Source organism: Pantoea sp. y20 (assembly GCF_054903455.1).
In genome coordinates, this window is sequence record NZ_JBUBNJ010000002.1 from 745,788 (window position 1) to 770,635 (window position 24,848).

The 24,848-nt window shown below is 51.9% G+C and carries 22 protein-coding genes and 1 pseudogene; 13 read left to right on the plus strand and 10 right to left on the minus strand.

Translation table 11 applies throughout. From position 1 onward, the window contains the following. Positions 1–525 precede the first annotated feature (525 nt). From ACYAC5_RS23170 to ACYAC5_RS23180, 3 genes and pseudogenes are all read left to right on the plus strand, one after another. Positions 526–1,521, plus strand: a complete 996-nt coding sequence (locus ACYAC5_RS23170) for an efflux RND transporter periplasmic adaptor subunit (RefSeq protein ID WP_462063421.1) — start codon at positions 526–528, stop codon at positions 1,519–1,521. Continuing rightward, positions 1,521–4,588, plus strand: a pseudogene (locus ACYAC5_RS23175) (efflux RND transporter permease subunit). The gene ACYAC5_RS23170 and the pseudogene ACYAC5_RS23175 overlap by 1 nt, the downstream one beginning before the upstream one ends. Then, positions 4,585–5,550, plus strand: a complete 966-nt coding sequence (locus ACYAC5_RS23180) for an acyltransferase (RefSeq protein WP_110867118.1) — start codon at positions 4,585–4,587, stop codon at positions 5,548–5,550. The pseudogene ACYAC5_RS23175 and the gene ACYAC5_RS23180 overlap by 4 nt, the downstream one beginning before the upstream one ends. Here the strand turns inward: ACYAC5_RS23180 and ACYAC5_RS23185 are convergent. The 3 genes from ACYAC5_RS23185 to ACYAC5_RS23195 form a co-directional block, all read right to left on the minus strand. Beyond that, entirely contained in the window at positions 5,537–7,054 is a 1,518-nt protein-coding gene (locus ACYAC5_RS23185; protein ID WP_462063181.1) for an alpha/beta hydrolase, read from the minus strand. The genes ACYAC5_RS23180 and ACYAC5_RS23185 overlap by 14 nt on opposite strands. Further along, on the minus strand, positions 7,044–7,601 hold the full coding sequence (gene pagP / locus ACYAC5_RS23190; protein ID WP_370579606.1) for a lipid IV(A) palmitoyltransferase PagP: 558 nt from the start codon (positions 7,599–7,601) through the stop codon (positions 7,044–7,046). Before pagP ends, ACYAC5_RS23185 begins: the two co-directional genes overlap by 11 nt. A gap of 239 nt (positions 7,602–7,840) precedes the next feature. After that, positions 7,841–8,002, minus strand: a complete 162-nt coding sequence (locus ACYAC5_RS23195; RefSeq protein WP_462063183.1) for a hypothetical protein — start codon at positions 8,000–8,002, stop codon at positions 7,841–7,843. A gap of 212 nt (positions 8,003–8,214) precedes the next feature. Here ACYAC5_RS23195 and cspE point away from each other — a divergent pair, with 212 nt between their 5' ends. The 6 genes from cspE (at position 8,215) to ACYAC5_RS23225 (ending at position 12,028) form a co-directional block, all read left to right on the plus strand. Continuing rightward, positions 8,215–8,427 (plus strand): transcription antiterminator/RNA stability regulator CspE, encoded by a 213-nt coding sequence (cspE, locus tag ACYAC5_RS23200; protein WP_007885867.1) that lies wholly within the window; start codon positions 8,215–8,217, stop codon positions 8,425–8,427. A gap of 273 nt (positions 8,428–8,700) precedes the next feature. Next, the gene (locus tag ACYAC5_RS23205) at positions 8,701–9,318 is read left to right on the plus strand and encodes a dTMP kinase (protein ID WP_312463211.1); all 618 of its coding nucleotides are present in this window, start codon (positions 8,701–8,703) and stop codon (positions 9,316–9,318) included. Between the two features lie 636 nt (positions 9,319–9,954). Then, entirely contained in the window at positions 9,955–10,215 is a 261-nt protein-coding gene (locus tag ACYAC5_RS23210) for a hypothetical protein (RefSeq protein ID WP_192235272.1), read from the plus strand. 426 nt (positions 10,216–10,641) lie between these two features. Next, the gene (locus ACYAC5_RS23215; RefSeq protein WP_312463213.1) at positions 10,642–10,911 is read left to right on the plus strand and encodes a hypothetical protein; all 270 of its coding nucleotides are present in this window, start codon (positions 10,642–10,644) and stop codon (positions 10,909–10,911) included. Positions 10,912–11,251: 340 nt separating this feature from the next. After that, positions 11,252–11,494, plus strand: coding sequence for a regulatory protein YcgZ (gene ycgZ / locus ACYAC5_RS23220; protein ID WP_101761241.1), 243 nt, complete (start codon positions 11,252–11,254; stop codon positions 11,492–11,494). A gap of 249 nt (positions 11,495–11,743) precedes the next feature. Continuing rightward, entirely contained in the window at positions 11,744–12,028 is a 285-nt protein-coding gene (locus ACYAC5_RS23225; RefSeq protein WP_101761240.1) for a biofilm development regulator YmgB/AriR family protein, read from the plus strand. Between the two features lie 114 nt (positions 12,029–12,142). Here the strand turns inward: ACYAC5_RS23225 and ACYAC5_RS23230 are convergent, their stop codons facing one another. From ACYAC5_RS23230 to ACYAC5_RS23250, 5 genes are all read right to left on the minus strand, one after another. Then, positions 12,143–12,394 (minus strand): biofilm development regulator YmgB/AriR family protein, encoded by a 252-nt coding sequence (locus tag ACYAC5_RS23230; RefSeq protein ID WP_137387092.1) that lies wholly within the window; start codon positions 12,392–12,394, stop codon positions 12,143–12,145. Between the two features lie 64 nt (positions 12,395–12,458). Further along, positions 12,459–12,743, minus strand: coding sequence for a hypothetical protein (locus ACYAC5_RS23235; RefSeq protein WP_280172981.1), 285 nt, complete (start codon positions 12,741–12,743; stop codon positions 12,459–12,461). A gap of 834 nt (positions 12,744–13,577) precedes the next feature. Then, positions 13,578–16,628, minus strand: coding sequence for an efflux RND transporter permease subunit (locus ACYAC5_RS23240; RefSeq protein ID WP_462063184.1), 3,051 nt, complete (start codon positions 16,626–16,628; stop codon positions 13,578–13,580). Continuing rightward, a complete protein-coding gene (locus ACYAC5_RS23245; protein ID WP_462063185.1) occupies positions 16,625–17,725 on the minus strand; it encodes an efflux RND transporter periplasmic adaptor subunit in 1,101 nt (366 codons plus the stop codon). The genes ACYAC5_RS23240 and ACYAC5_RS23245 overlap by 4 nt, the downstream gene beginning before the upstream one ends. Positions 17,726–17,798: 73 nt before the next feature. Further along, the gene (locus ACYAC5_RS23250; RefSeq protein WP_101761235.1) at positions 17,799–18,413 is read right to left on the minus strand and encodes a TetR/AcrR family transcriptional regulator; all 615 of its coding nucleotides are present in this window, start codon (positions 18,411–18,413) and stop codon (positions 17,799–17,801) included. A 240-nt stretch (positions 18,414–18,653) separates the two neighbouring features. Here ACYAC5_RS23250 and ACYAC5_RS23255 point away from each other — a divergent pair, with 240 nt between their 5' ends. The 3 genes from ACYAC5_RS23255 to psrA all read left to right on the plus strand — a co-directional run bounded on the left by ACYAC5_RS23255 (position 18,654) and on the right by psrA (position 20,971). Then, positions 18,654–19,130: a DUF2243 domain-containing protein gene (locus tag ACYAC5_RS23255; RefSeq protein ID WP_462063187.1), complete on the plus strand. Its 477-nt coding sequence runs from the start codon at positions 18,654–18,656 to the stop codon at positions 19,128–19,130. 12 nt (positions 19,131–19,142) lie between these two features. Beyond that, positions 19,143–19,934 carry a cytochrome c oxidase assembly protein gene (locus tag ACYAC5_RS23260; protein WP_462063189.1) on the plus strand — a complete coding sequence of 264 codons (792 nt, stop codon included), beginning with the start codon at positions 19,143–19,145 and terminating at the stop codon, positions 19,932–19,934. Between the two features lie 137 nt (positions 19,935–20,071). Continuing rightward, entirely contained in the window at positions 20,072–20,971 is a 900-nt protein-coding gene (gene psrA, locus ACYAC5_RS23265; protein ID WP_462063191.1) for an L-proline-binding transcription factor PsrA, read from the plus strand. On the opposite strand, the gene ACYAC5_RS23270 is transcribed toward psrA, so the two are convergent. Both ACYAC5_RS23270 and tcuC read right to left on the minus strand, forming a co-directional pair. Next, a complete protein-coding gene (locus tag ACYAC5_RS23270) occupies positions 20,946–21,752 on the minus strand; it encodes a substrate-binding domain-containing protein (RefSeq protein WP_462063192.1) in 807 nt (268 codons plus the stop codon). The two genes, psrA and ACYAC5_RS23270, sit on opposite strands and share 26 nt — an antisense overlap. A gap of 15 nt (positions 21,753–21,767) precedes the next feature. After that, positions 21,768–23,063, minus strand: coding sequence for an MFS transporter (tcuC, locus tag ACYAC5_RS23275; RefSeq protein WP_192235286.1), 1,296 nt, complete (start codon positions 23,061–23,063; stop codon positions 21,768–21,770). A gap of 639 nt (positions 23,064–23,702) precedes the next feature. On the opposite strand from tcuC, the gene ACYAC5_RS23280 reads away from it, so the two are divergent. Next, positions 23,703–24,689 (plus strand): substrate-binding domain-containing protein, encoded by a 987-nt coding sequence (locus tag ACYAC5_RS23280; RefSeq protein WP_462063193.1) that lies wholly within the window; start codon positions 23,703–23,705, stop codon positions 24,687–24,689. The last annotated feature ends 159 nt before the right edge of the window (positions 24,690–24,848 follow it).

A 24,848-nucleotide genomic window follows, 5' to 3' on the forward strand; every position in this document is an offset into this window, starting at 1 on the left:
TAATTCATAAGGCTGGGTAATTTAAAGCCAATATTCAGGTTACTTTAATCTGATATTTTATATCGATATTGCGGATTAAATATCCATGAAAATCAGTTTTATTAGATTTAAATCTGGTTAATTTCATCAAAAATATTACAAGCTATTAGGCTTTACTTTTTTTGACATCTGCCTCTATGCTCATCGATAATAAAAACATCCTGTTAATACTTCTCACCTTTCAAGACGATGGCGCAGTTTTTCTGTGGTCATGGTTAATGGAGGCAACGATGTATGGTTATAGCCTGCTCCGTCTGAGTCTTTATGTTGTCATTGCGATCGTTACCTGCTCCGCCGTAGGACTATTCACCTACGCGGTTGTCTCTATGCTTGGTAATTAAATTATCCACTCACATTATTGCCAACAATGGATTCGTTGTTGCTGAGGATAAAACAGTGACTCGTTATATTACGCTGGCTGCCATTGTTATATTTTTAACAACGGGTTGCGATCAAAAAACACAGGAAGTCACGCCACCGCCACGCATGGTGAAAGTCGTTGAAGTTGTGGCATCCGGCGAATCTCAACAACGTATCTTCCCGGCGCGCATTGAATCCGGCGACTCCACCGATTTGTCGTTCAAACGTGCAGGACAGATTGAATCGCTGGATATTCGCCAGGGCAACCGCATCGAGCAGGGCCAGCTCATCGCCAGGCTTACGGCGCGGGAAGCGCAGCAGCGCGTTAATGAGCGCCAGACCGCCGCCACGCTTGCCCAGAGGCAATTTGCCCGCTTCCAGACGCTCTCCGGCCGCCAGGCGATTTCGCAGGCAGACATGGATGTGCAGCGCGCCAACCGCGATGCGGCCAATGCCGCGCTGCAAATTGCCCGTGAAGAGTTGAGCCAGATGACGCTAACCGCGCCGTTCAGCGGCGTGGCCGCCGTGGTTAACGTGCGCAATCATCAGGTGGTCGCCGCCGGACAAACCATCGCTACCTTGACCCGCAACGATCTGCTCGACGTGGTGTTCAGCGTGCCGGAAAACCTGTTTACCGCGCTGGATATACGCAACCTGACCTATCGCCCGGTGGTGCGCATCAACTCATTGCCGGATCGCGAATTCCAGGCCGAGTACAAAGAGCACACCGGCAGCAGTAACAGCAACTCGCTGACGTGGCAGATTATTTTAACTATGCCGCGCCCGGCCGATTTCCCGGCGGTGGGCGGCGTCAGTGGCACGGTGACGATTAACCTCGCCAATCTGCCCGCCAATGTGAATCGCGAATCGTTAGTGGTGCCGGTGGAGGCGGTATTCAATCCCGATAACAGCCAGCGCAACGAGCCGCATGTTTGGGTGGTGCAAGGCAGCGGCGATCAGCTGACGTTAGAAGATCGCAAAGTCAGCGTGGGTGAAGTGACCGATCGCGGCGTGGTGATCACCGCCGGGCTGCACGCCGGTGAACGCGTGGTCGCCGCTGGCGTCAACGAGCTGCATGATCAGCAACCGGTACGCATCTGGACGCGTGAGCGAGGGCTGTAATGGATACTTCCCGGCAGTTTATCGACAATCCGGTCCGCGTCTGGCTGGCGATTCTGTTACTGGGCGTCGGCGGCATTTTTGCTCTGCTCAATATTGGCCGTCTCGAAGATCCGGCTTTTACCATTAAGACCGCGGTGGTTGTCACCCACTATCCCGGCGCGTCTGCCCAGCAGGTGGAAGAGGAAGTCACCTTGCCACTGGAGAATGCGCTGCAGCAGTTGCCCTATCTGGACAATGTCAGCTCCATCTCTTCCAACGGCCTGTCGCAGATTACCGTCAACATTGACTCGCGTTATCACTCCAACGCGTTGCCGCAAATCTGGGACGAACTGCGGCGCAGAGTCGGCGATGCGGCGCGTTTCTTTCCTCCTGGCGTGGCCGCGCCGTTCGTTAACGATGATTTTGGCGATGTGTTTGGTTTCTTCTTCGCTATTTCTGGCAACAACTTCAGCAACCCGGAGCTGGTGCAGTACGCGGAGCAGCTACGGCGTGAGCTGGTGCTGGTGCCGGGCGTTGGCAAGGTGGCGCTGGGCGGCGTGATCCCACAGCAAATTAATATCGATGTCTCCTTAACGATGATGGCCGCGCGCGGCATTACGCTGCCGCAGCTCGCCAGCGTGCTAAGTCGACTCAACGTGGTCTCCAATGCGGGCGACATCAAAGCCGGCACGGAATCGATCCGTCTGCATCCAACCGGCGAGTTTCAGAACATCGAAGAGTTGGGCGACTTGCTGGTCAGCCCGCCTGGCGATCACGCCACCACCCGATTGCGCGATATCGCCTCGCTGTCGCGCGGGCTGAGTGAATCGCCCTCCAGCATTTACCACGCCAGCGGACGTCCGGCGGTCACCATGGGAATTTCGTTTATTCCCGGTGTGAATGTCATTGATGTCGGGCGCGCGCTGGAGGCCAAACTGCAGCAGATGTCGGCAGAAAAACCGGCGGGCATTCAGATCAACGTGTTTTACGATCAGGCCGCCGAAGTGGCGCACTCGGTGAATGGCTTTATTACCAACTTCCTGATGGCGCTGGCGATTGTCGTCGGCGTGCTGCTGATCTTTATGGGTGTGCGCAGCGGCATTATCATCGCGTTGTCGCTGGCGCTCAATGTGCTGGGTACGCTGCTGATCATGTATCTGTGCGGCATTGAGTTGCAGCGCATCTCGCTGGGCGCGCTGATTATCGCGCTGAGCATGCTGGTGGATAATGCGATTGTGATTGTCGAAGGCGTGCTGATCGCGCGTCAGCAAAACTCGCCGCTGATGACCACCATCAACTTTGTGATTCGCCGCACCGCCTTCCCGCTGCTGGGCGCGACGATAATCGCCATTCTGGCGTTTGCGCCGATTGGTCTTTCGCAGGATTCCACCGGCGAGTACTGCAAATCGCTGTTCCAGGTATTGCTGATTTCCCTGCTGCTGAGCTGGTTCTCGGCGCTCACCATCACGCCGGTGCTGATCAAATGGTGGCTGTTTAAAACACAGGAACCTACTAAAGCTGCGGCTGAAGTTTCACCTTATGACGGCGGTTTTTATCGCTTTTATCAGCGCATGTTGCTGGTGTTGCTCAGGCAAAAAACCCTCACGCTTTCGCTGATGGCGGTGCTGCTGGCGCTGGCGATTTGGGGCTTTGGATCGGTACGACAAAACTTCTTCCCTTCAGCCAATACGCCGATCTTCTTTGTCGATCTCTGGCTGCCGTACGGCACCGATATCAACGCCACCGAGCAGATGGCCAGCGACGTTGAAAAATCGATTACCGGGCAGCAAGGCGTGGTGTCTACCGTCACCACCATTGGCCAGGGCAGCATGCGCTTTATCCTCACTTACAACGGGCAGCGTCAGTACAGCAATTATGCGCAAATCATGGTGCGCATGGACGATCAGCGTAATATCGCCGCGTTGTCACACCGTATTGATGCCTACATCGCGCGCCAGTATCCGCAGGTCAATGCCAGCACCAAACGGGTGATGTTTGGTCCTTCGGGCGGTAGCGCAATTGAGGTGCGTATCAAAGGTCCCGATCCCGACAGAATGCGCCTGATCGCCAGCCAGGTCGGCGACATCCTCACCGCCGATCCCGCCACCGACAGCGTGCGCAACGACTGGCAAAACCGCAGCAAAGTTATTCGCCCGCAGTTTAATCTGGCGCTGGGTCGCGAGCTTGGCGTCGATAAGCAGGAGGTGGATAACGCGCTGGAGATGAATTTCACCGGCAGCCGCGTTGGGCTGTATCGTGAAGGCGCTGACCTGCTGCCGGTTATCGTGCGGCCACCGGCCAGCGAACGGCAGGACGCCAATCATCTCAATAACGTGCTGGTGTGGAGCCAAAGCCAGCAGCAGTACATCCCGCTCAGCAACGTGGTGAGCGGTTTTACGCTGCAATGGGAAGATCCGCTGATTCTGCGCCGCGATCGCAGCCGCGTACTCACAGTGCAGGCTGACCCGAATCCGCTCAGCAACGCTACGTCCGGCGATATTGTGGCGCGCGTGAAGCCGCTGATTGAGCAAATCTCGCTGCCGCACGGCTACAGCATTGAGTGGGGCGGCGATGCGGAGAGCTCCAGTGAAGCGCAGCAAGGCGTGTTTACCTCGCTGCCGCTGGGTTATCTGGTGATGTTTGTGATCACCGTGCTGATGTTTAGCTCGCTGAAAAACGCCGTCGCCATTTGGCTGACGGTGCCGCTGGCGCTGATTGGCGTGACGCCGGGCTTTTTGATCACCGGAATTCCGTTTGGCTTTATGGCGTTAATCGGCCTGCTGAGTCTGAGCGGTATGTTGATTCGCAATGGCATCGTGCTGGTCGAAGAGATTGAACAGCAGAAGCTAGTAAAGCCGCAGGCTGACGCGATCATCTACGCCGCCACCTCGCGTCTGCGCCCTATTCTGCTGACCGCCTTCACCACCGTGCTCGGGCTGGCGCCGCTATTGCGCGATGTGTTCTTCCAGAGCATGGCGGTGGTGATTATGTTTGGTTTGGTCTGGGCTTTGCCACGGTGCTGACGCTGCTGGTGCTGCCGGTGATTTACGCCTGCTTCCATCGCCAAACGGTGGCTAGCGCATCATGAATGTGACCGGCCTCAACGTGATTAAAACGCTGGGATGTATGACGGCGGTGACATTTTTCACCGTGTACAACACCTGGGATCGCTACGATTACGATTATCACTGGATTCTGGCGTTTCTGACCTTTATCTCCACCATCGCCACGCCGCTGTTTTTTGTCGTCGCCGGGATAATGGATGCCCGTTCCGAGCAGGATGTTAACTGGCAGATAGGCAAGATTCGCAATCTGGTGATCGTGTTTCTGTTCTGGATGACGGTCTATTACCTGTGGGAACCCTATCAGCGCGGCTACCTGATCCAGCCATGGTTCATCTTCTCGTTCATTATCATCTACAGCTTTCACCCGCTGATGATCTGGCTTAGCCAGCACCGACGCGCGTTCGTTGCGCTGGTGTTTGCGTTGCTGGCGTTCTCATATGGCTACGATTTGCTGGCGGTGCTGCATCCGGACGACCCGCTGTTCCGGCTTGAACCGCAGTATCGGCTCTGGACCTGGCTGCTGTTTTATTTAACCGGCCAACTGCTGTGCGATCCGCTGATTAATGACTGGATGGAGCGCAAAAAAGTGGCGCGCGGCGCGGTAATCGCCCTGCCCTTTATCTACCTGTTTACCTGGTTTTATGAGCAGCACTTCTTCTTTGCGCTATTCAAAGCCGATCGCAACGCCTTTATTCTCACTGGCTCGCAGATTTATCTGCTGGTGGTGGTGCTGGTGATTGCCGCCAGTCAGGTGCGCTTTCGCCGCAATGTGGCGGTTAAAGAGACCATTCTGGCGACCATCAGCAAAACTATGACCGGCGTCTATATTCTTCACTACTCGGTTTTCCATCTGCTCACCGCGCTGATTCCCATCACCTCGCTGGCGACTAAGCTGACGCTGATTGCCGTGACCTTTGCCGCTTCGGTGCTGCTCTCCAGAGTGATCCTCGCCAGCGGCTGGCTGAAAAAAGTCATAACCCTTTGATGCAGGCCGGCAGATTGCTCTGACTGCTGCAGTCAATGCGCCCCTTGATTTGCAACATCATGTAATCGAAAAACGGATTGGAGGTGTTGCGCATCAGCGTATCCAGCCCAACAATCAGGCTGGCGGTTTCACCGCGCAGCGAGATGGTGCCAAAGCTAATGCCATAACGATTCTTTTCCGTTGGCTCGCGGCCATACAGCGAGTCGCTGAGTGGGAACGGCACGGCAATGTGCGATAACGAATAGGTATCCTGCGGCCAAGCTTCATGCATCGAACGCACGATCTCTTGCGTTTGATCTGCCGCTGTAATGCGCGCCACGGTTTGATAGGTGGTCGGTGACGCGTTGGTGATGACCGTTGAGGCATAGCGGCGCGGCGCAGGCGGCAACAAATTATTGACCGCTGAGTAGAGCGCGGGCCTGAACAGCGCGCGCAAGTTCGCCGCCTGGTTGACGTCGAACATCACGAGTTCACTGCCGTTATCCGGCAGATAGCGATAGAACGCATTGACCACCGCGCGGGTGCTGACGGTGGAATCCAGCACTGACTGGAAGGTCAGCACCGGAGGAAACGCCGGCATGCTGCCGCCGCGAATCACATGCAGCAGCTGATCCTGCATCGCCTGCGTCAGCAACCACGATTGCCGCGCCGCGCGCACCGGGAACGAGTTGTACTTGAAAGGATTGTATTCGGGGATGATGCTCAGCCACGCCGCTTTGGCGAAGCCGGGGATGATGGCGGGCCAGCCGGCTAAGCCAGCAAACCGCGCATAGGCGGTGACGCCAATCATCGGCGACAGCAATACCAGCTGTTGCGGCTTGCGCAGCGCGTTATTTTGCAACGTATCGAGGCTGTATTTCACCGCCAGCGCGCCGCCGTTCGAGTATCCAACCAGATGCAAAGGTACGTTGCTGCCCGCCAGGCGTGTCGCTTCGCGCACCGCTAAGCGGGTTGCCGCCATCCACATTTGCCAGTCAACTTTGGTGAGCGAACCGGGCGCCGTGCCGTGTCCCGGCAGCCGCGGCACTACCGCCACAAAACCCTTCTGCTGATACGCCTGCGCCAGATAGCGCATGCTGTACGGCGAATCGGTTAATCCATGCAGCAGCACCACCGCACCTTTCGCTTTTCCTTCCGGCTCGAGGATATAAGAGCGATTCCAGTCGGTGTCGAATCGCGCCGGATAAACCGGGCTTTGCGCATTAAAGCGGTTGAGCGCCGTTTTCTCATCGTCACTGAGCTGGTCGGTCACGTTGAGCTTCATGTCGTGGAAAATCGCTGCTTCACGCGTCAGATAATCCGCGAAGCTGGCGCGATCAATCTCATCCACCGACATTTCATCCGCCGACCACGTATGCCAGCGATGCAGCGGCGGTCCCTGTTCGGATTGATAACCACGGATCACCAGGAACATCACCAGCAAAACCAGCAAGCCTAACGTTACGCGCTTGAGCACTTTGCTGATGCGATCTTTATGCAACGCGTTGGCGGAATCAGAAGGCATAGCGAACCCAGGCAAACAGCACGTTACCGTTATTGTAAGTGCCGGGAATATAGGTGAACTGCACGTTGAAACGTTTATAACCAGCGGAGAACAGCGGCAGCACGATAGGCAGCGGCACGTAATTGGCGAAGTCATCGCGCGCGGTGATACCGGCGGTTAGCCCAAGTCCGAGACGAAAATCACGCGATTGATCCAGATACCAGCCTTTCTCCCAGCCATAACCAATGATCGGCTGCCATTCGTTATGGGAATCTTTAAACGCCATCGCGTAGAGCGCGCTCCAGTTACCGTCTTCATTGATGCGCGAGACGCCCAACCCGCCCCCCCATGGCGTTTCATTGTAGTTATCGGTTTTATCTTTATCGTAAGCAAAACGGGCATGCCAGCTGATGAAAGGCAGATAGAGATCGTAATACTGCGGTTCCTGCCAGGTTTGTGAAACGTCCTGCTTGAGCCATTCCCAGCCATCGCTGATCGTGTTGGCCGCCGAGGCGGGACAGACAAACAGGGACAGAGTAAGCAACCAGGCCGCCTGAAGAGTTCGCATCATGTATGCCTCTAAAATTCACCGCCGCGAAAAGGAGTGGAAAAGCTGACGTGCTTATAAAGCAGATCAAGTCACTTAACCGGTAAGATTATAGTTGCTTGTTATTGCTATAGGAAATGACCTGGATTAGCTGTTATCGAGCTTTCAACCAAAACACGCCAAAGAGATATGTCGATAAAATGCGTTTTTTTAAACATGTCAAAAGAGATCGAGAAGCCCAATGTGGGCTCCTTAGTTTTTTAACAGAACGGTCCCCAGATAATCGCCACGCCAATCAGTAGCATCACAACGCAGACAACAAACCATGCGGCGATGACCGGCGCGGCAAAGCGCAGCCAAAGATGAAGCGTAACCGGCCGTTCAGCCGTCCAGGTCTTTAAATGGTTAAAATAAATAAACATATTCGTTGCTAAATTATTATCGCTATGTCTTAATGCGTCATCGGTTTGGAACACAGACCTTATGAAGCAGTTTTAGTAAAGCAGTCCTCAGTTCAAGTGTTATCCCTAGATATCCTTCTTCGAGAGCCTCCTCCTAAGTGCCCAATAAGTAAATCTTTCACTTCAGGCCAATTTTCGCCGCTACAAGTGGCTCATCAATTAAGGAATTATCTATGTCTAACAAAATGACTGGTTTAGTAAAATGGTTTAACTCTGATAAAGGTTTTGGCTTTATCACTCCTAACGATGGCAGCAAGGATGTTTTCGTCCATTTCTCTGCCATCCAGAGCGACAACTACAAAACTCTTGATGAAGGTCAGCAAGTTTCCTTCACCATTGAAAATGGCGCCAAAGGCCCAGCAGCGGGTAACGTTACTCCGCTGTAAGCCGCGCTCATTATCAGCAACGCTTACAATAGCGATGAAGACAATAGTCTGAGCAGATAAGCACCGCTGATAATAAAAAAACCCGCCTCGTGCGGGTTTTTTATTGCCTGAAATTTGGTGTGACTAAGGTTTGCGTAGTGAATAAAATGCTCGCCAGCGGAGTTGGTAGCTTCACCGGACGTAGAAAGTGGACACCGGTTAATAAGAAGGAAATAAGATGCTTTTGCCCGATTTGAATTTCACACAAACGCTACATCACCCGTCATTTCGACTATGAGCCGTCCGCTGTTTGTATCTCTGGACGGGCCCAAAGGGGTGGGTAAAACCACGCTGTTGGAAGCCATCACGAAAGAACTCAGGGCTGATAACATCAAGGTAATCCGGCTTTGCGAGAAAAAAAGCGATCCCTTCAGGAGAGAAACAATGGCTATGGTGAACAGGCTGGCCAGAAATCCCTCCATGGATTTAGAGTGGGAAGTTTGTGCGCGCTTTGCTGATAGCCGTGCATGGATTTCCCAACATGTGCTGACTAAACAGCCACCGGACAGCATCATTTTGATGGATCGCTGGTACCCGTCAGATGCCGCGTTTCGCCGGATGGTTCCCTTTGCTGAGATTTTACAGTTAAACATTGATCGAAACGTGCAAGCGCCGGACCTGCATGTCGGGGTTGTTACTGCGCCTGAAATTTCATGGGCAAGGGCTGCGGCCAGAACGCGCGGGTTAAGTAGTACGGTGATGCATAAGCTGGAAGATCATGTCGCTTGTACTCAGTCGTTCGAGCGAGCCGTTGCAGAACACGGCTGGGTTTTATGTCGTAATGAAGGGATGATCGAACACGCAGCCATGCAGGTTGTAAATGAGATCTTCAAACTGCTGAATGCCCTTTAGGCAACAGTTCCGCGGACACTTTTCTGCCGCATTCCATTAGACCTGTTAGTGGAAACTCATCACTCTGGCTGTGCCCTCAACACATCCGTCTATGGTTATCAGTTGCTACTCGGGCCAACTGTACATCGGTGTAATCCTTGAAAGTTGTTAAGACGCACGTCTTGTGGATACGCTATGGCTGGGTGGGGCTCCAGATATAACAGCGCGGTGCATAATAGGCAGCTGGTGTCCGCCAACTTCCGCGTAATAAGCTGGCTTTCCGTAAATGTAACGAAACCAATATCGTTACCTGCAAAGGGTTTTATTGCATCCTTGCGCTTTCATATTTATACAGCTGTTCATGGATTACTTTAGAATTAAATATATCAGCCCTTTTTGTAGTGCCTTCCCATTATTTCACCGAGTTAATATCCATCATTGAGAAGCGCTTAACACCTTTAACATTAAACCTCTTTCATGCAAAATTGTAAATAATATCACCCTGCATTAGCACCTAATAACGGCAGTGAATAGTCACTTAGAAAATATATAAATCTAAGATTTCATGACTTTTAGGAATTAACCTTTAGCTAAATCCGTCATAGCGCCTACAGTTTAAGTCGAGGTTGTCATAAACGTGAAAATGGAGGATGGTTAATGTCTTTTCAACACGACGGGAAAGGCTACGTCATTATTGGCGAAGCGGCACTGAGTATTGCCTTGGGACAGAGAGTTGTTAGCGTACAATCGCTGATTGACGAACTGGAACATATGGCAAATGCAGGCGGCAGCAAGGCAAGGTTGTCTGATATTTCTGAAGCCACGAAATGGTTGAAGAGTTTTGAAGAGCCCGATCGCGCTGTCCATAACGTGCCATACCTGCAAACGCTTGCAGGCTTGAACGACGAAACGAACTGACGCCTAAGGACGTAGTCCGGCTCTGGCCGGAAGACGACGACGAAGATGACCTCAACGGTCGCGTTTAACGTGTACCGGCTGGAGAAAATGTCAGGGACGACACTCTCCCCTTCCTTAATTAATCCCCATCTGTCATTTGGCAATATTCATTTCCCATTCCCAAATTACGTATCAAAATCTTCATTAATTGAGGCAAGTTTTGTCTTGAAAACGATTTCATTATTTTCCCTCGAAATTTGAGACTTTTCTTTATCATCAAACAATGCGTTTACATCTGGCATAATTTAAGATAATTATCAGCAAGTTGAGCAGCAACATTAACATGCATAATTTGATAAACCGAAATCTCTAAACAATCTTAAAGACCTTAAGGACGTTTGTTACTACACTATTCTTACGGTAATCGAAAATATTGGAGGAAACGCAGTGTTATTTCATGACGAAGAACAAGGCCATATCATTATTGGCGAGGCAGTGATTAATCTTGCTGTGAATCAGAAGGAAATCAACATTCAATCCCTCATCATTGAGTTGGGCACCATGGCCGAAGGCGATGCCAGCGACAATAGACTTGCTCAGATAGCCGACGCCAGACGCTGGCTAAAAGCCTTTGTCGAAACCTCCCCACGAAACCGCGAAGAGCTACGTTGGCTTTCAGCATCCAGACATTTACGCCCTATCAACAATGATCGTTAATGGGTGACTAACGTTGATTCAGGTTAAGGATGCGCCTCAGGGCGCTCCGCATTATGTCGATAAGTAAGTGAGTTAAACAGACTTCATTCCCTGAACCTTTCATTACCCCCCTCTTCCAGTTAATCGCCTCCTCTCTCTTTGTACAAATTTACCCTTATCTTCAACAACCAGAACTGATAGCTGATCTCACAACCAAACATAACTACATGAAAAAAAAGGATAAGCATCTTTTGCTTAAAAAGAAAATCTGTACAGATAAATTAATCCTGTACAAGTTTTAAAAGATTGTCTAACTTTATGTTCAGACAGAATCGACTATCCCAACTTTTACGAGGTTCGCATGCGTCAGAGTGTTTCTAAATTTCCCGATACAGCCAGCGATATTGCACACTATTTTAGCAAAGCAAGCGCGCCAACTCAGCAAGAAACGCTAGGTCAAATTGTTGTCGAAATCCTTCGGGCAGGCAAGAACCTTAATCGTAAGGCTATCTGCACTAAACTGTTAAGACGTCTTGAAGTCGCTGCCACTCAAGAAGAAGAACGCCACTATCAGACATTGATCGGCATGCTGTTCGATCGCTAACTTTTATCTGTTGGCGAGATACGCCAGTCACGATCCCGTCGAAGGAATTCAGGCTTTGAACCGCTCATTAATGGATTTTTATCCATGAAAGGCGTGCCATAACAGAAATATGCGCTAAATTTAGTTTTGAATGACTTTTAACTGGGTAAATAGCCCAGCAAGCATGGGTTTGTTTAGCCAACACCCAACGCAATAGCGTAAACATCTTTCAAACGTTGCCGCAGAAATATCTGATCACAAGGAGAGAAAATGCAACAAAGCGCACAGCAAACGTCCCGCGAAATAGACATTACTGACTATCTCCAAAACGCAGGTGACAACCTTTCTGCGGAGAAGACACTGATTGACTCCGCCATACAGACGCTAGAGAGTCAGGGTAAGAGTGTCTCCAATAGCGCCATTATTTTGTACTTCATCTCGGAAATTGAAAACACCACTGACCCGCTGCAACTTGACGCGTTACTCAACGCGTTAAAAATGGTGGTGGGCTTTACTCCGGGTGAAGAAGAGCGTTGGGCATTTTTCTACTGGTGAGTAAAGTCTCAGGGAAATGAGGATCAGTGTTTTAATATGGATGTAGCGGTCAGAAAAGCGGGGGAATTAACACAACTCTCCCCGCTGGTAGGCGTATAGAATAGATTGGTTTCTTTAGTCTTCATCATTAGGCGTACGGCCTACAACGATTTCAAGGCAGTTGCGCAGCACATCGAGTTGCTCGATATCTGTCGCACTCTCCAGCTCCGCTATCAGACTCATAATGATGGCCTTGTTCGTCACTCTTCCTCTCTCTGCGATCAATGACTTTACGATGATACCAATGACTTCTTTTTCCTCTGCATATTGGTCACCGGTGCTGTGTAAATAACTCTGCAGGTCTGACTCGATAGTATTCTGCTGCATAAAATATCCTTACTGAGTTGCGCATTTTTGTCTCTCTCCCACGCACTTAAGCCCTTAGCCGGCGTTAATGTCGGGTTGAGTCGTCATTACCGAATTTATCTATATCAAAATTTGCCATGTGCTCCCGGTCTCCAACTTTAAGGGATTCACTCTCGGCGATTTCTTTCTTCACATCCTGCATAGCGAGAAGTATTGCGCGCGCGCGTTCTTCATCCTTTTCGGCTTTCAGCATGCATTCAAGCTTCGAGAGGAGCGCACGTCGCGAGATGCCGGCCTTTTCGTGCAGCAATGCTATTACCGCCTCGCCGATGAGAAGATCACTCAACTTTTGTTCATGGTGATTTTTCATATCACTCTCTGTTCAACATTTAGTGTTGAGAAGAGAGAGTGTTGCGGCTGAAAAACGCTGCAATATCATTTACTGAATGGCATCTACCCGGGTTCTGCTGCAAGGAAACCTCACGTGTTCATATTTTAATCAGATCGTCATGGAGTAAACTTATACAATGATCGCAATGTTGTACAGCTTTATTGGCGTGAATTGATGAATATTTAATATGAGACAGGGCAAGTAAAAAGGAATGGACTTTTATGGCAGGAAAAAAATGACCTCTGAAAGTGGAAATCTCTAACGCTTTCAGAGGCGATGCAAAGCATCATTCGTTACGTGCGGAGAGTACCGCTGGGTCAATTTATAGGAGATTAAAAAAAATGCACGGGTTATATTTTTTTTATTTTAGCTCCTATTACAGTCATTTAAATTGCATCTTTATAAAAATGAAACCGCTTCGGTTATTTATGAACTCAATCATCAAGAATATTGCTAATTTTTATTTGGCCATTCCAAATAAATGCCATTTATTAATCGATTTCTCATTTTTAAAAGACCATGTTGATAAGTAACGCTCGGGTTTTACTGACGAGGATAAACGAAGCCAGGCAGGGTTTTCAGGGCTGTTCATCAAACCATTGCTGTGATGATTGAAGTGATAAAGGCCTCGTCCCCGAGCCTTTTCATTTTTATTTGTGGACCTGAGTTGCAGGCGTTAAATACTGCTACTACTCTTTTATCGCTTCATACTTGGTACGAAGGTTACACACAGCACGCACAGCGTGCGAGAGTCTTTGCATATTGTTCATACTTCCTTCCCCGCTCCAGGCGGGGATTTTTTTCAGCATTAGCCTACCTGACACGGAACCAGATGGCATACATCGCCGGTAAAAACACCAGCGTCATAATGGTGCCGCCCAGCGTCCCGCCAATCAGCGTGTAAGCCAGCGTGCCCCAGAACACGGAGTGCGTCAGTGGAATAAATGCCAGAATCGCCGCTAGCGCTGTCAGCAGAACCGGCCGGGCGCGCTGCACCGTTGCCTCAACGATAGCTTTGAAAGGTTCGTGGCCTTCCCGCTCATTCTGATGGATTTGTCCGATCAGGATCAGCGTATTACGCATCAGAATCCCTGACAGCGCGATCAGCCCAACCAGTGCATTGATGCCAAAGGGCTGCTGGAATAGCAGCAGCATGGGCACAACGCCAACCAGCCCGAGCGGCGCGGTCAGAAAAACCATCACCATCGCTGCCATGGAACGCACCTGCAGGATGATGATCAGCAGCGTCAGGGCAATCATAATTGGGAACAGCGGCAGCATCGCTTTAGTCGCTTTACCCGACTCCTCAATCGAGCCCGCCTGTTCAATACGGTACCCCGGCGGCAGTGACGCGATTAATGGCTGAAGTTCCCGGCTCAACGCGCTTGAGACATCCGGTGGCTGCAATCCGTCAGCAATATCGCCGCGCACCGTTATGGTTGGCGTTCTGTCGCGGCGACGCAGCAGCGGATCTTCCATGCGGATGTCGATTTCACCGAGTTGCGAGAGTGGAATGCGCTGCCCATCGGCTCCGGCTAGCGTCAAAGCGTCAAGGCGCGCGGGATCTAGGCGCACCTCTCCGGCTGCACGACCAACCACTTCCACAGATCGGATATCTTCACGAATCGCCGTGATCGATGCCCCGCTTAGCAGGAACTGCAGTTGACGAGCCGCCCCGGCAGGCGTCAGCCCCATCGCCTGCAGCCGATCCTGATCCAGCCTGAAATGCATTACCGGCACACGTGAACCCCAGTCGGTGTTGACGGTGCGCATCATCGGGCTGGCCTGCATCAGTACTTTCACTTTCGCGGCCAGCTGGCGCAGTACGTCTGGATCGGGACCCATCACCCGGTAAGCAACCGGATAAGGCGAATAGGGACCGAAAACCAGCTGCGTGACGCGCACCTGCGCTTCAGGCGAGAGCCCATCTGCTGCCGCTTCTCGCAGACGCTGCTTCAGCGCATCGCGATCGTGCTCGCCGTTGGTCAGCACCACGATTTTGGCAAAAGAGGGATCCGGCAATTCCGGGGCCATCGCCAGATAGAAACGCGGCGCACCCTGCCCGATATACGCGGTTACCGTGCGGGTTTCTTTTTGCTTTTTCAGCCAGTGCTCAATTCGCGCCGTGGTCTGGCTGGTCTGCTCTATTGAGGTGCCGTAAGGCATTTGCACTTCAACCAGCACCTCAGGACGATCGGAGGTTGGGAAGAACTGTTTTTTCACCAGCCCCATGCCCATGATGGCCAGCACAAAGCAGCTAATCACCGCGCCTGCCACCCACCACTTATGCGCGATGACTTTGGTTAGCAGTCGTCTGAAGCGATTGTAATGGCGGGTGTTATAGATTGCCGCGTGGCCACCGACTACCGGCTTGATGTCGGGCAGCATCTTCACGCCCAGATAAGGGGTAAACAATACTGCCACCACCCACGAGGCAATCAGGGCAATCCCCACGATCCAGAACATATTGCTGGTGTATTCACCGGCGGTGGACTGCGCAAAGCCGTTGGGCATGAAGCCGATCGCGGTTACCAGCGTGCCGGCCAGCATCGGCGCGGCTGTATGGCTCCAGGCGTAGGCCGATGCTTTGATGCGGTCATAGCCCTCTTCCATTTTCACCACCATCATCTCTATCGCAATGATGGCGTCATCAACCAGTAAACCCAGTGCGAGGATAAGTGAACCCAGCGTGATGCGGTCAAAGTTTTTTCCCGTGGCGGCCATCACCACAAATACCACGGCAAGCGTCAGCGGAACCGCGGCAGCAACCACGATGCCAACGCGCCAGCCCATGCTGACAAAGCACACCACCATCACCACCAGCAGAGCCACGAAGAACTTCACCATGAACTCATCGACAGCCGAACTGATGTTAACCGCCTGGTCGGAAACGTTGGTGAGCGTCATGCCCAGCGGCATGTCGCTATTTATATTTCGGACCTCTTGTTCCAGCGCTTTACCCAGCTCAAGACCGTTCCAGCCTTCCCTCATTACCACGCTCAACATCAGTGCAGGTTCACCCTCACTACGGATGAGAAAATCGGGCGGATCGACATAGCCACGTTCGACCTTGGCCACGTCGACAAGCCGTAGCGTGTGATTACCGGAGACGACCGGCGTGTTGCGGATTTTTTCGAGCGTATCCAGCGCTCCGTCGAGGCGGATAAACACCTCGGGCCCGCGCGTTTGTATCGAACCGGCGGGTGACAGGGCATTTTGCCCGTTCAGGGCGTTAAATATCTGTTCCGGTGTAATGCCCAGCGTAGCGAGGCGATCGCTGGAAAAGGAGACATAAATACGTTCTGCCTGCTCGCCGGTAATGGTCACTTTTTTTACGCCCGCAACGTGCAGCAGCTGCTGGCGAATTTTTTCGGCATCGCGGGCCAGAAATCGTTGCGGTTCACCCTTTGCTTTCAATGCGTAGAGGGCAAAAACCACATCCGAGAATTCGTCGTTAACCATCGGCCCAATCACACCTGCTGGCAGATTGCGTGCCTCATCATTGAGTTTTTTGCGCGCCTGGTAAAACTGCTCCTGCACTTCAGAAGGCGGCGTGCTGTCCTGCAGGGAAAGCATGGTGTATGCCATTCCGGGGCGCGTATAGGTCTCGGTGCGGTCATACCACTTCAGCTCCTGCAGCCGCTTCTCCAGCGGTTCGGCCACCTGATCCTGCATCTCCTGCGCGGTGGCGCCGGGCCAGGCAGTGATCACCGTCAGTTGCTTGACGGTAAACGGGGGATCTTCCGCTCTTCCCAGACCCAGAAAAGCCACTATGCCGGCAACCGTAACGAGAATGATCAGGAACAGCGTGACCGATCGTTCACGCACCGCCAGCGCCGAGAGGTTAAAGCGATTGTGGCTCATGGCGTGGCTCCTTGCGACCCAGGCGTTCCGATGCGGACGGCTTCACCTTCATGCAGCAGGTGTGCGCCCAGCGCGGCCACCTGTTCCCCGCTCTGAAGCGGACCCGACACGCGCGCACTGTCGTCGCTGATGCCGAGCAGCGTCACGGCCCGCCAGGTGACTTTGGCGGGTTTGCCTTCCACCAGCCAGACGCCAGCACCGCGTCCCGCATCCCACACCGCACTGAGCGGTACTGACCAGGATTCTGGCGTCGTCGCAGATTCCGGGATACGCAGGGTTACGGTTGAACCCAGTGGAGCACCGGCTGCGGCACCGCTCAGCACATAGCGTGCTTCGTAGGTGCGGGTTGCTGCATCCGCCGAATCTGACAACTCGCGCAGCCTGGCATCGTTCTCGATCCCACTGCCATACAGGATGGCTGTGGCCGACGATCCCACCTGCGGGCGCAAAGTCTCCGGCAGACTGACCATCGCCTCACGCTGACCAGCGCGGGCGAGGCGCACAACCGTTTGACCGGCGCTAACCACCTGGCCTGGGTCGGCCAACGTATCCACCACCACGCCATCGGCATCAGCACTTAATACGGCATATTGCGAGGCGTTGAGCGCCACGCGTGCCTGCGCCTGCGCGGCGCTCAGATCGGCACGCGCTGCATCTGCCGCTGCACGAATTTGACTGTAAGAGGATGCAGAGACCGCGCCAGAACCCACCAATCCACGATAGCGTTTCTCATCATCGCCGGTCTGGCGCGCGCGTGCCTGGGCGGCGTTTACCGCACCCTCCGCAGCGCGGACCTGCAGCGCGAGATCAGCCGGATCAAGCCTCATCAGCAGCTGGCCGCGTTTGACGCTTTGCCCCTTATCAACCAGACGCTCAAGCACCTTGCCCGACACGCGAAAACCCAGGTCGCTCTGAAAACGTGCGGCCACAATGCCGGTAAAAACGCGAGATTGACCCGCCGCAGGCTCGACGGTCGCCGTCCTGATGAGTGGCGGCCGGGAGCGCGGATCGTCAGCGGCTGATAGAGGTTCGCCGCAGCCAGTCAGAATGACCGGCAGCAGGCAGACGACGGACAACAAAGGGAGATGCCGGAGCATGGGTTACCTTACTCAAGGAAAGTATGAGGACGCCATTCTCTGACTAGTGACCAATTATGTCAATGGTCACAAACTACGGAGCGAGACTTCTAAGTACTAATGCAGCCAATTGGCTTGCATCTTCTCCGGCCGTATCAAGTGAGGATTGCAATTGGAGTGGATCGGCAAGAGGTCTGAGCACCAGATAGACGGCAGCGGCCGTTTCATCCAGCGGCGTTTTACGCTCAAATTCCCCGGCAGTGCGTCCTGCGCGCAGGATGGCGAGCACGATTTCACGCAGGGAATCCTCATATTGCACAGCAGCAGGCCAGTGCTCACGCGAGGAAGCGGCGGCAATGTCATACAGCCGCCGCTCGCGGAAAAACAGCTCGCAGCCTGCCACAGCAAGCGTCTGAAACAGCTGCTTTATTTTTTCCGTGGCGGAAGGTGACTGCTCCAGCGCAGCGTTCAGCCTTTCCGTGATATCCGTAAGGCAATTGGCGCAGATGACTTCACCGATTTCCTGCTTTGAACCGAAAAACTTGTAAATGTAGGCTTTGGAGAAGCCGATTGATCGCGCGAGATCGGATACGGTGGTTTTCTCAAAGCCGTAATGGCTAAAGTACTCCATGGCGGCAGCCACAATCTGATCGCGGATGGTGTGATCGGAAGGCCCACGCGTGGCGGCGGTAGTTTTTTTCTCTGTCATATTTCAACTTTGCTCGGTGAGCTGATGTAAACGATGAGTGACCAGTGGATATTTTGGTCACAATTTCTCATCGCTTCAAGGCCTGATTGCTATCATCACAATCTCAGCGAAATCTCTGGAAAACCGCTTTTGGTCATGTCGTGCGCCCTGCCCGACATAACGCTGGCGTAAACCGACCGGGCTGCGGGAATTATCATCTACGCTTCTTAAGTGAAATTTAACTTTTACCCGGAGAGCGTAGTGCCAACTTTGAATTCCAGTCCTCAATCCGATCTGAAACGTTCATTCATAGCCACCCTTCCACTGGGTATCGGTATGATGGCGGCAATTGATGAAGTGGTATTTCATCAGATTCTGGCCTGGCATCACTTCTTTGACTGGGGCACACCCGCGTTTAGCCTGCTTTCAGATGGATTATTGCACGCAGGCGAGCTGATTCTTTTCGTGCTTGGTTTTTTCATGTTTGCGGACCTGCGAAGCCGTGGAAAACTCAACCGCACGGCAGCATGGGCAGGATTCATTATGGGTTTGGGGGCTTTTCAACTGTTTGATGGGATTGTTGATCACAAGCTGCTCAGGCTGCATCAGATCCGCTATGTTGATAACGTGCTGCTTTATGACCTTATCTGGAATCTGTCTGCTGTGCTGTTATTGGTGGCAGGCTTGCTGATTTATCGTCACGCGCGGTCTGCTCTATCCGCTAAAACGGAAGTTTGATCCGTGGATCCCATGATGCATCCTGCGGCGATGCCTCATTCAGTCGCGCTATTTATTCTTTTGGTCATAGCTCCTGCTGTCATCCTCTTTTTTTATTTGATCGCCGCTGTCCGTTTATGCCGGGTTGCCCACTGGAGCGCCTGGCGCATGGCCAGCTTCACCGCCGGCACCGTCATGATCGTGGCATCCATGCTGCCGCCTTTGGCTAACTGGGCGCATCATGACTTACGCGGTCATATGTTGCAGCATCTGTTACTTGGTATGTTTGGACCTCTCGGATTGGTATTTGGGGCGCCCGGCTCACTGATATTACGCACTCTAACCGCACGGTGGGCGCGCGCTATGATGACTATTCTCCGCACCCGCCCGATACGCTTTTTAATCCATCCATTTACCGCTGCTTCGCTGGATATTGGCGGGATGTATCTTCTTTATCTCACTCCGTTATATGCGTTGAGCATGGCCATTCCTGCCCTGTTTATTTTCCTTCATCTGCATTTTGTCCTCTCCGGCTACCTGTTTACCTGGTCTGTTGCCGGGCCCGATCCCGCGCCTCACCGTCCATCAAGAACTGTGCGTCTGGCGGCAATTTTTTTTGCTACGGCCGCTCACGCTATTCTTGCGAAGTTGATGTACGGCTTCGGATATCCACGTGGAACCTTAGCCAGCGCTGGAGAAATTCAGCAGGCTGCGCAGTGGATGTATTACGGCGGAGATATTGCCGAGTTTTGCATTATCGTCGGCTTTTTTGCCGCGTGGTTCCGACAACGCAGCACGCTGCCAGAAATGCTGGTGGGGAAATAATGACCATTCCATGACAAAATTATTTGCCAATATGAAAAGTAATAACATTTGTAGGTAAGACGTGGTTACCGTAATCAATAATGTGGCTATCATTGCCCCTTTGAACACCCGCTGGCTCCAAAGGACTGTCTGCTGCTATGCCTGTAAACTTTGACCTTAACGATCTTTATGCCTTCCGTGCGCTGGTTGAATACAGTAATTTTCGGCTTGCCGCTGAGTCCATCTGCCTTTCTCAGTCAGCATTGAGTCGTAGGATTGAAAAGCTGGAATCCGCGTTAGGGATCAAGTTGTTCGACAGAACGACCCGGCGTGTCACGTTGACACTGTATGGACGGACCTTTGCTGAACGCTCAGACCAGCTATTGGCGAATGTTGAACTGGTATTAGCAGATATTAATAAGGTGAGTCAGGATCGTATAGGGCTGGTCACCGTTGCCACTGTACCCTCAGCAGCCTACTATTTTATGCCCGATGTTATCCGCCGTTTCCAGACACGCTATCCACGAGTGCGTGTGAAAATCATTGATAGTAGCGCTGGAAACGTCATTGAAGCAGTGGCCAGTGGTCAGGCAGACTTCGGCATCTGTTTCGCCAGGGATCTGCAAACCACTATCGAATTTATACCCTTGACGAGCGATGTCTACGTGGCGGCCTGCAGGCGGGATCATCCATTAGCCAATAAAAAAAACCTGACCTGGCGAGAGTTTTATCAGCAGGATTACATTGAGCTGGATAAGACCTCCGGTAACCGCCATCTACTTGATAAGATGCTGGATCACATCGTTCCTGAGCGCCCCAGTATCTGCGAAACCCGTCATGTGACCACCATGCTAGGTATGGTTGAAGCGGGTATCGGCATGGCTGCCGTACCCGCTATGTCAATGCCGATGTCAGAGCATTCAGTACTCACACACCTTTCACTCACTGAGCCGGTGGTAAAGCGTACGGTTGGCCTGATCAGACGCAGTGGCCGTATGCAATCCTACATTGCAGCTGAGTTAGAGAGGTTGATCACTGAACAGTATCGTGTTGTTTAACTGGCAGTTCAGCCGTCACCGATCGCAATCCGGTAGCGCGCACAGTATCTTGCGCCTCAGCCGAAGAGAGGAAGTTCAGTAACGCTTTGCCCTCCTGCCCGTTTGTTGCTTTGGCGGTCACCGCACCGGCAAAACGGGTAACGTATTGCACATCTTCAGGCAGTTCACCCACAAAGGTGACGCCCGGCACAGGTAGCAATTCACTCACTTGTTGGAAACCGACGGCATAAGTGCCTTTAGCCACTTCGGATGCCACCGGAATGCGCTCTACCCTATGCGCTTTTGTTTTTACCTTGTCTTCTATTCCCAGTTTTTTAAACAGTTGGCTGCTGACATAGCGGCCGCTGGCACTGTCAGAATAAGCAATAGATTTGGCCTGCAAAAGGGCATTACGCAGATCTGCATCCGTTTTAATATTTAGTTTAGGCTCACCTTCTTTAACGACCATACCAATTGAAGAGTCGGCTAGCTCAACGCGCGAACCCAGCTGAAGCCAGTTATCCTTCTCCAGGTTTTTCAGCGCATCACCGACCATAATCACCACATCCGCCTTCTCCCCGCGCGCCAGGCGCGCTGGAATCGCCTGAGGCGTTCTCCCCATCGAGGGGCCAGAGATCAAAATGATCTTGTCGCCGCTTTTTGCTTCAAATTGTGGGGCCAGTTTTTCCAGCGCCGCTTTAAATCCGCCCGAAATCATAACGGTGACATCTTTGGCCGCCGCTGAAAAACTAACGGAACTCACTAACAGCGTAATGAGAAGTGAACGATGTATTTTTTGCATGATGTTATTCCTGAACTAACCAGCGGTTTGAAGTGATAACGCGCTGCGACGGTATAAATAGAGGGTGGCCAGTAATGCACAAATCGCAGCAAAGCTCATCCAGTAGCCGGGTGAAGCTTTATCGCCGGTGTACTCAATCAGTGCAGTTGAAATGACTGGCGTAAATCCGCCAAAAATAGCCGTAGCCAGACTGTAGGCCAGAGAGAAGCCTGCAACTCGCACTTCTACCGGCATAATCTCTGTCAATGCCGGGATCATGGCGCCGTTATACAGACCGTAAAGGAAGGAGAGCCACAACAGCACTGTCAGCATCATGGAAAAGCTGGGTGCTTCAGCAAGCAGGTTAAGTGCCGGATAAGCAGTCATCAGCGCTAACATCGCCATGGTCACCAATACAGGCTTACGGCCATAGCGGTCTGACAGGGCTCCCCCAACCGGTAGCCAGAAGAAGTTTGATACCGCAACCAGCAGAGTCACCAGCAGGCTGTCAGAAGCGCTCAGCATCAGCACTTTTTTACCAAAGGTAGGGGCATATACGGTGATCAGATAAAACGCGGTGGTGGTCATGGCGACCATCAACATTCCGGCGATAACCACCTGCCAGTTTGCTAACAGTGTTTTAAATACGTCACGCATCGCCAGGTGGTTGCGGCGAGCAGTGAACGCTTCGGTCTCCTCCAGTTTACGGCGCAGAACAAAAATGAACGGAACAATCAGGCAGCCGAACAGGAAAGGCAAACGCCATCCCCACTCGCGAAGGGTGCTTTCTTCCATGGCCGCATTCAGTGCGAAGCCCATGGCCGCTGCCACCATAATGGCCACTTGCTGGCTGCCAGATTGCCAGCTGGTGTAAAAACCTTTACGGCCGGGCGTGGCAATTTCTGCCAGATAGACGGATACGCCGCCTAACTCTGCGCCCGCTGAGAAGCCTTGCAATAAGCGACCACACAGCACTAAAAAGGGTGCCCAGAGCCCAATCGTTTGATAAGACGGAATGAGAACAATCAGGAAGGTCCCCGCCGCCATGATCGACAAGGTAACAATGAGCCCTTTACGTCTGCCGACTTTATCAATATACGCGCCCAGCACAATCGCGCCGACCGGACGCATTAAAAACCCTGCGCCAAAGACCGCAAAGGTCATCATCAGCGAAGCAAATTCACTGCTGGCCGGAAAGAAAGTATGGGCGATATAAGTGGCATAAAACCCGAAAAGGAAAAAATCGAATTGTTCCAGAAAGTTGCCAGAAGTCACCCGCAGTATCGCACTGCATCGGGTTCGGGCCGTCATGGGTAGGTTAGAGGAATGCATGTTTATCTCCAGTTTGTCATTAGCGCTTTTACAGCGCCTGCTTCTGCAGACTGGATGAGCAAAACAAACTATATAAGCGCAATAAACTCATGAGTTGATGCGTTTACTGCATTAATCTGCGTTAGCAAATTCATTAACAAGCTGCAACGGGCCTTTAACAGCCCCTCACTTCTTAGCGTTACTTTTTGAGGGCTAAAAACGTCATACGTATTTTGTGACAAGGCTCATATCCGGTGAGGATGAAAATGACGGCGGTCGGGAAACGTCGTTTTCGGAATCTTAAAATCGCCAGGAATGCGCTGCTGTTCACATTCCGTGCAAATAAAATTTTTGGCACCGCCTTCTTCGCTGCAAGAAAGATACGACGCGGTCAAATATTTCTCTTTTGTTACTTTATTGGAAATAAATTGTTAATAGAAACACCCCATCACCTCTGAAATTAGGGATGCCGGGAAAGGGAGGGGTGTTTATTTACTTTTTATTAACACAAGTAATCTTTAAATTTAACAAAACTGGGCATTGTTCACATTTTGATCACAATCATGCGAAAACCGGTGTCTCCTTCAGTTAATCTCTGAGTATGAATTGAATACCAACCGTCCGCTCCCTACTGCAAAACATCATAAGAAAGGTATCGCAATGAAATTTAACCTCGCATTAGTCAGTCCATGTGTGGTTTCAGCATGCATGTTATTCACAACACCCTCTTTCGCCGCTAAGCCTTACGACATTGCCGTGGTCGCCAAAGTCACCGGCATTCCATGGTTTACCCGCATGGAAGTCGGCGTGAAAGAAGCCGCGCAAAAACTGGATGTCAACGCTTATCAAGTCGGCGGCTCCACTCCAGACCCGGCCCAGCAGGTCAAAGTGATTGAAGATTTGATTGCTAAAAAAGTCGACGCCATCATCGTGGTACCAAACGATGCCAAAGTATTGGAGCCGGTATTAAAGAAAGCGCGTGACCAGGGCATCGTGGTATTAACCCATGAATCGCCGGACCAGCAAATTGGTCAATGGGATATCGAAACCATCGACAGCCAGAAATATGCTGAAGCCAATATGGACGAACTGGCAAAAGATATGGGTAGCAAAGGAGGGTACGCCATTTATGTCGGATCCCTGACTGTGCCGCTGCATAACGCGTGGGCGGATGCTGCGATCAAATATCAGAAAGAAAAGTACCCGGATATGCATGAAGTAACGTCTCGCCTGCCGGTGGCGGAAAATATTGATAAGTCGTACTCCACCACATTGGATTTAATGAAGACCTATCCCGACCTGAAAGGGATTATCGGTTTCGGTTCGCTCGGCCCGATTGGTGCGGGTCAGGCGGTTCAACAGAAACGCGCTAAAAATAAAATCGCCGTTGTTGGTATCGCTATGCCCGCTCAAGCTGCTCCGTATTTAATGCGCGGTGATATTAAGAAAGCGCTGCTGTGGGATCCGAAAGATGCCGGCTATGCCTTAGTAACGGTTGCTGATCAGCTATTGCAGGGTAAAGAAGTCACCAAAGATCTGACTATCGAAGGGCTGGGAAAAGCTGACGTAGATATGGATAAAAAAGTCATTCGCTTTAATAAAATTCTGGAAGTGACACCAGAGAATGCGAAATCACTTGGATTCTGATCAGGCTTTTTAATTCAGGTATTTTCCGGAGACAGATTATCTCCAGCGCCACACCAGGCTAAGAGAAATAAATACGGCGTTGTATGTTGTGCCGTATTTAGATCTCGACTCAGACATGAAAATTTATACCCTAAATAATTCCAGCAGGGCAAAGCGGCC

Excerpts from the sequence above, each read along its gene's own strand:
- tcuC (WP_192235286.1), bottom strand. The coding sequence starts at position 23,063 with ATGCATTCCTCTAACCTACCCATGACGGCCCGAACCCGATGCAGTGCG.
- cspE (WP_007885867.1), top strand. The coding sequence starts at position 8,215 with ATGTCTAACAAAATGACTGGTTTAGTAAAATGGTTTAACTCTGATAAA.
- ACYAC5_RS23250 (WP_101761235.1), bottom strand. The coding sequence starts at position 18,413 with ATGACAGAGAAAAAAACTACCGCCGCCACGCGTGGGCCTTCCGATCAC.
- ACYAC5_RS23225 (WP_101761240.1), top strand. The coding sequence starts at position 11,744 with ATGCAACAAAGCGCACAGCAAACGTCCCGCGAAATAGACATTACTGAC.
- ACYAC5_RS23260 (WP_462063189.1), top strand. The coding sequence starts at position 19,143 with ATGATGCATCCTGCGGCGATGCCTCATTCAGTCGCGCTATTTATTCTT.
- ACYAC5_RS23270 (WP_462063192.1), bottom strand. The coding sequence starts at position 21,752 with ATGCAAAAAATACATCGTTCACTTCTCATTACGCTGTTAGTGAGTTCC.
- ACYAC5_RS23195 (WP_462063183.1), bottom strand. The coding sequence starts at position 8,002 with ATGTTTATTTATTTTAACCATTTAAAGACCTGGACGGCTGAACGGCCG.
- ACYAC5_RS23185 (WP_462063181.1), bottom strand. The coding sequence starts at position 7,054 with ATGCCTTCTGATTCCGCCAACGCGTTGCATAAAGATCGCATCAGCAAA.
- ACYAC5_RS23280 (WP_462063193.1), top strand. The coding sequence starts at position 23,703 with ATGAAATTTAACCTCGCATTAGTCAGTCCATGTGTGGTTTCAGCATGC.
- ACYAC5_RS23230 (WP_137387092.1), bottom strand. The coding sequence starts at position 12,394 with ATGCAGCAGAATACTATCGAGTCAGACCTGCAGAGTTATTTACACAGC.
- ycgZ (WP_101761241.1), top strand. The coding sequence starts at position 11,252 with ATGCGTCAGAGTGTTTCTAAATTTCCCGATACAGCCAGCGATATTGCA.
- ACYAC5_RS23205 (WP_312463211.1), top strand. The coding sequence starts at position 8,701 with ATGAGCCGTCCGCTGTTTGTATCTCTGGACGGGCCCAAAGGGGTGGGT.
- ACYAC5_RS23170 (WP_462063421.1), top strand. The coding sequence starts at position 526 with ATGGTGAAAGTCGTTGAAGTTGTGGCATCCGGCGAATCTCAACAACGT.
- ACYAC5_RS23210 (WP_192235272.1), top strand. The coding sequence starts at position 9,955 with ATGTCTTTTCAACACGACGGGAAAGGCTACGTCATTATTGGCGAAGCG.
- ACYAC5_RS23245 (WP_462063185.1), bottom strand. The coding sequence starts at position 17,725 with ATGCTCCGGCATCTCCCTTTGTTGTCCGTCGTCTGCCTGCTGCCGGTC.
- pagP (WP_370579606.1), bottom strand. The coding sequence starts at position 7,601 with ATGCGAACTCTTCAGGCGGCCTGGTTGCTTACTCTGTCCCTGTTTGTC.
- ACYAC5_RS23180 (WP_110867118.1), top strand. The coding sequence starts at position 4,585 with ATGAATGTGACCGGCCTCAACGTGATTAAAACGCTGGGATGTATGACG.
- psrA (WP_462063191.1), top strand. The coding sequence starts at position 20,072 with ATGCCTGTAAACTTTGACCTTAACGATCTTTATGCCTTCCGTGCGCTG.
- ACYAC5_RS23240 (WP_462063184.1), bottom strand. The coding sequence starts at position 16,628 with ATGAGCCACAATCGCTTTAACCTCTCGGCGCTGGCGGTGCGTGAACGA.
- ACYAC5_RS23235 (WP_280172981.1), bottom strand. The coding sequence starts at position 12,743 with ATGAAAAATCACCATGAACAAAAGTTGAGTGATCTTCTCATCGGCGAG.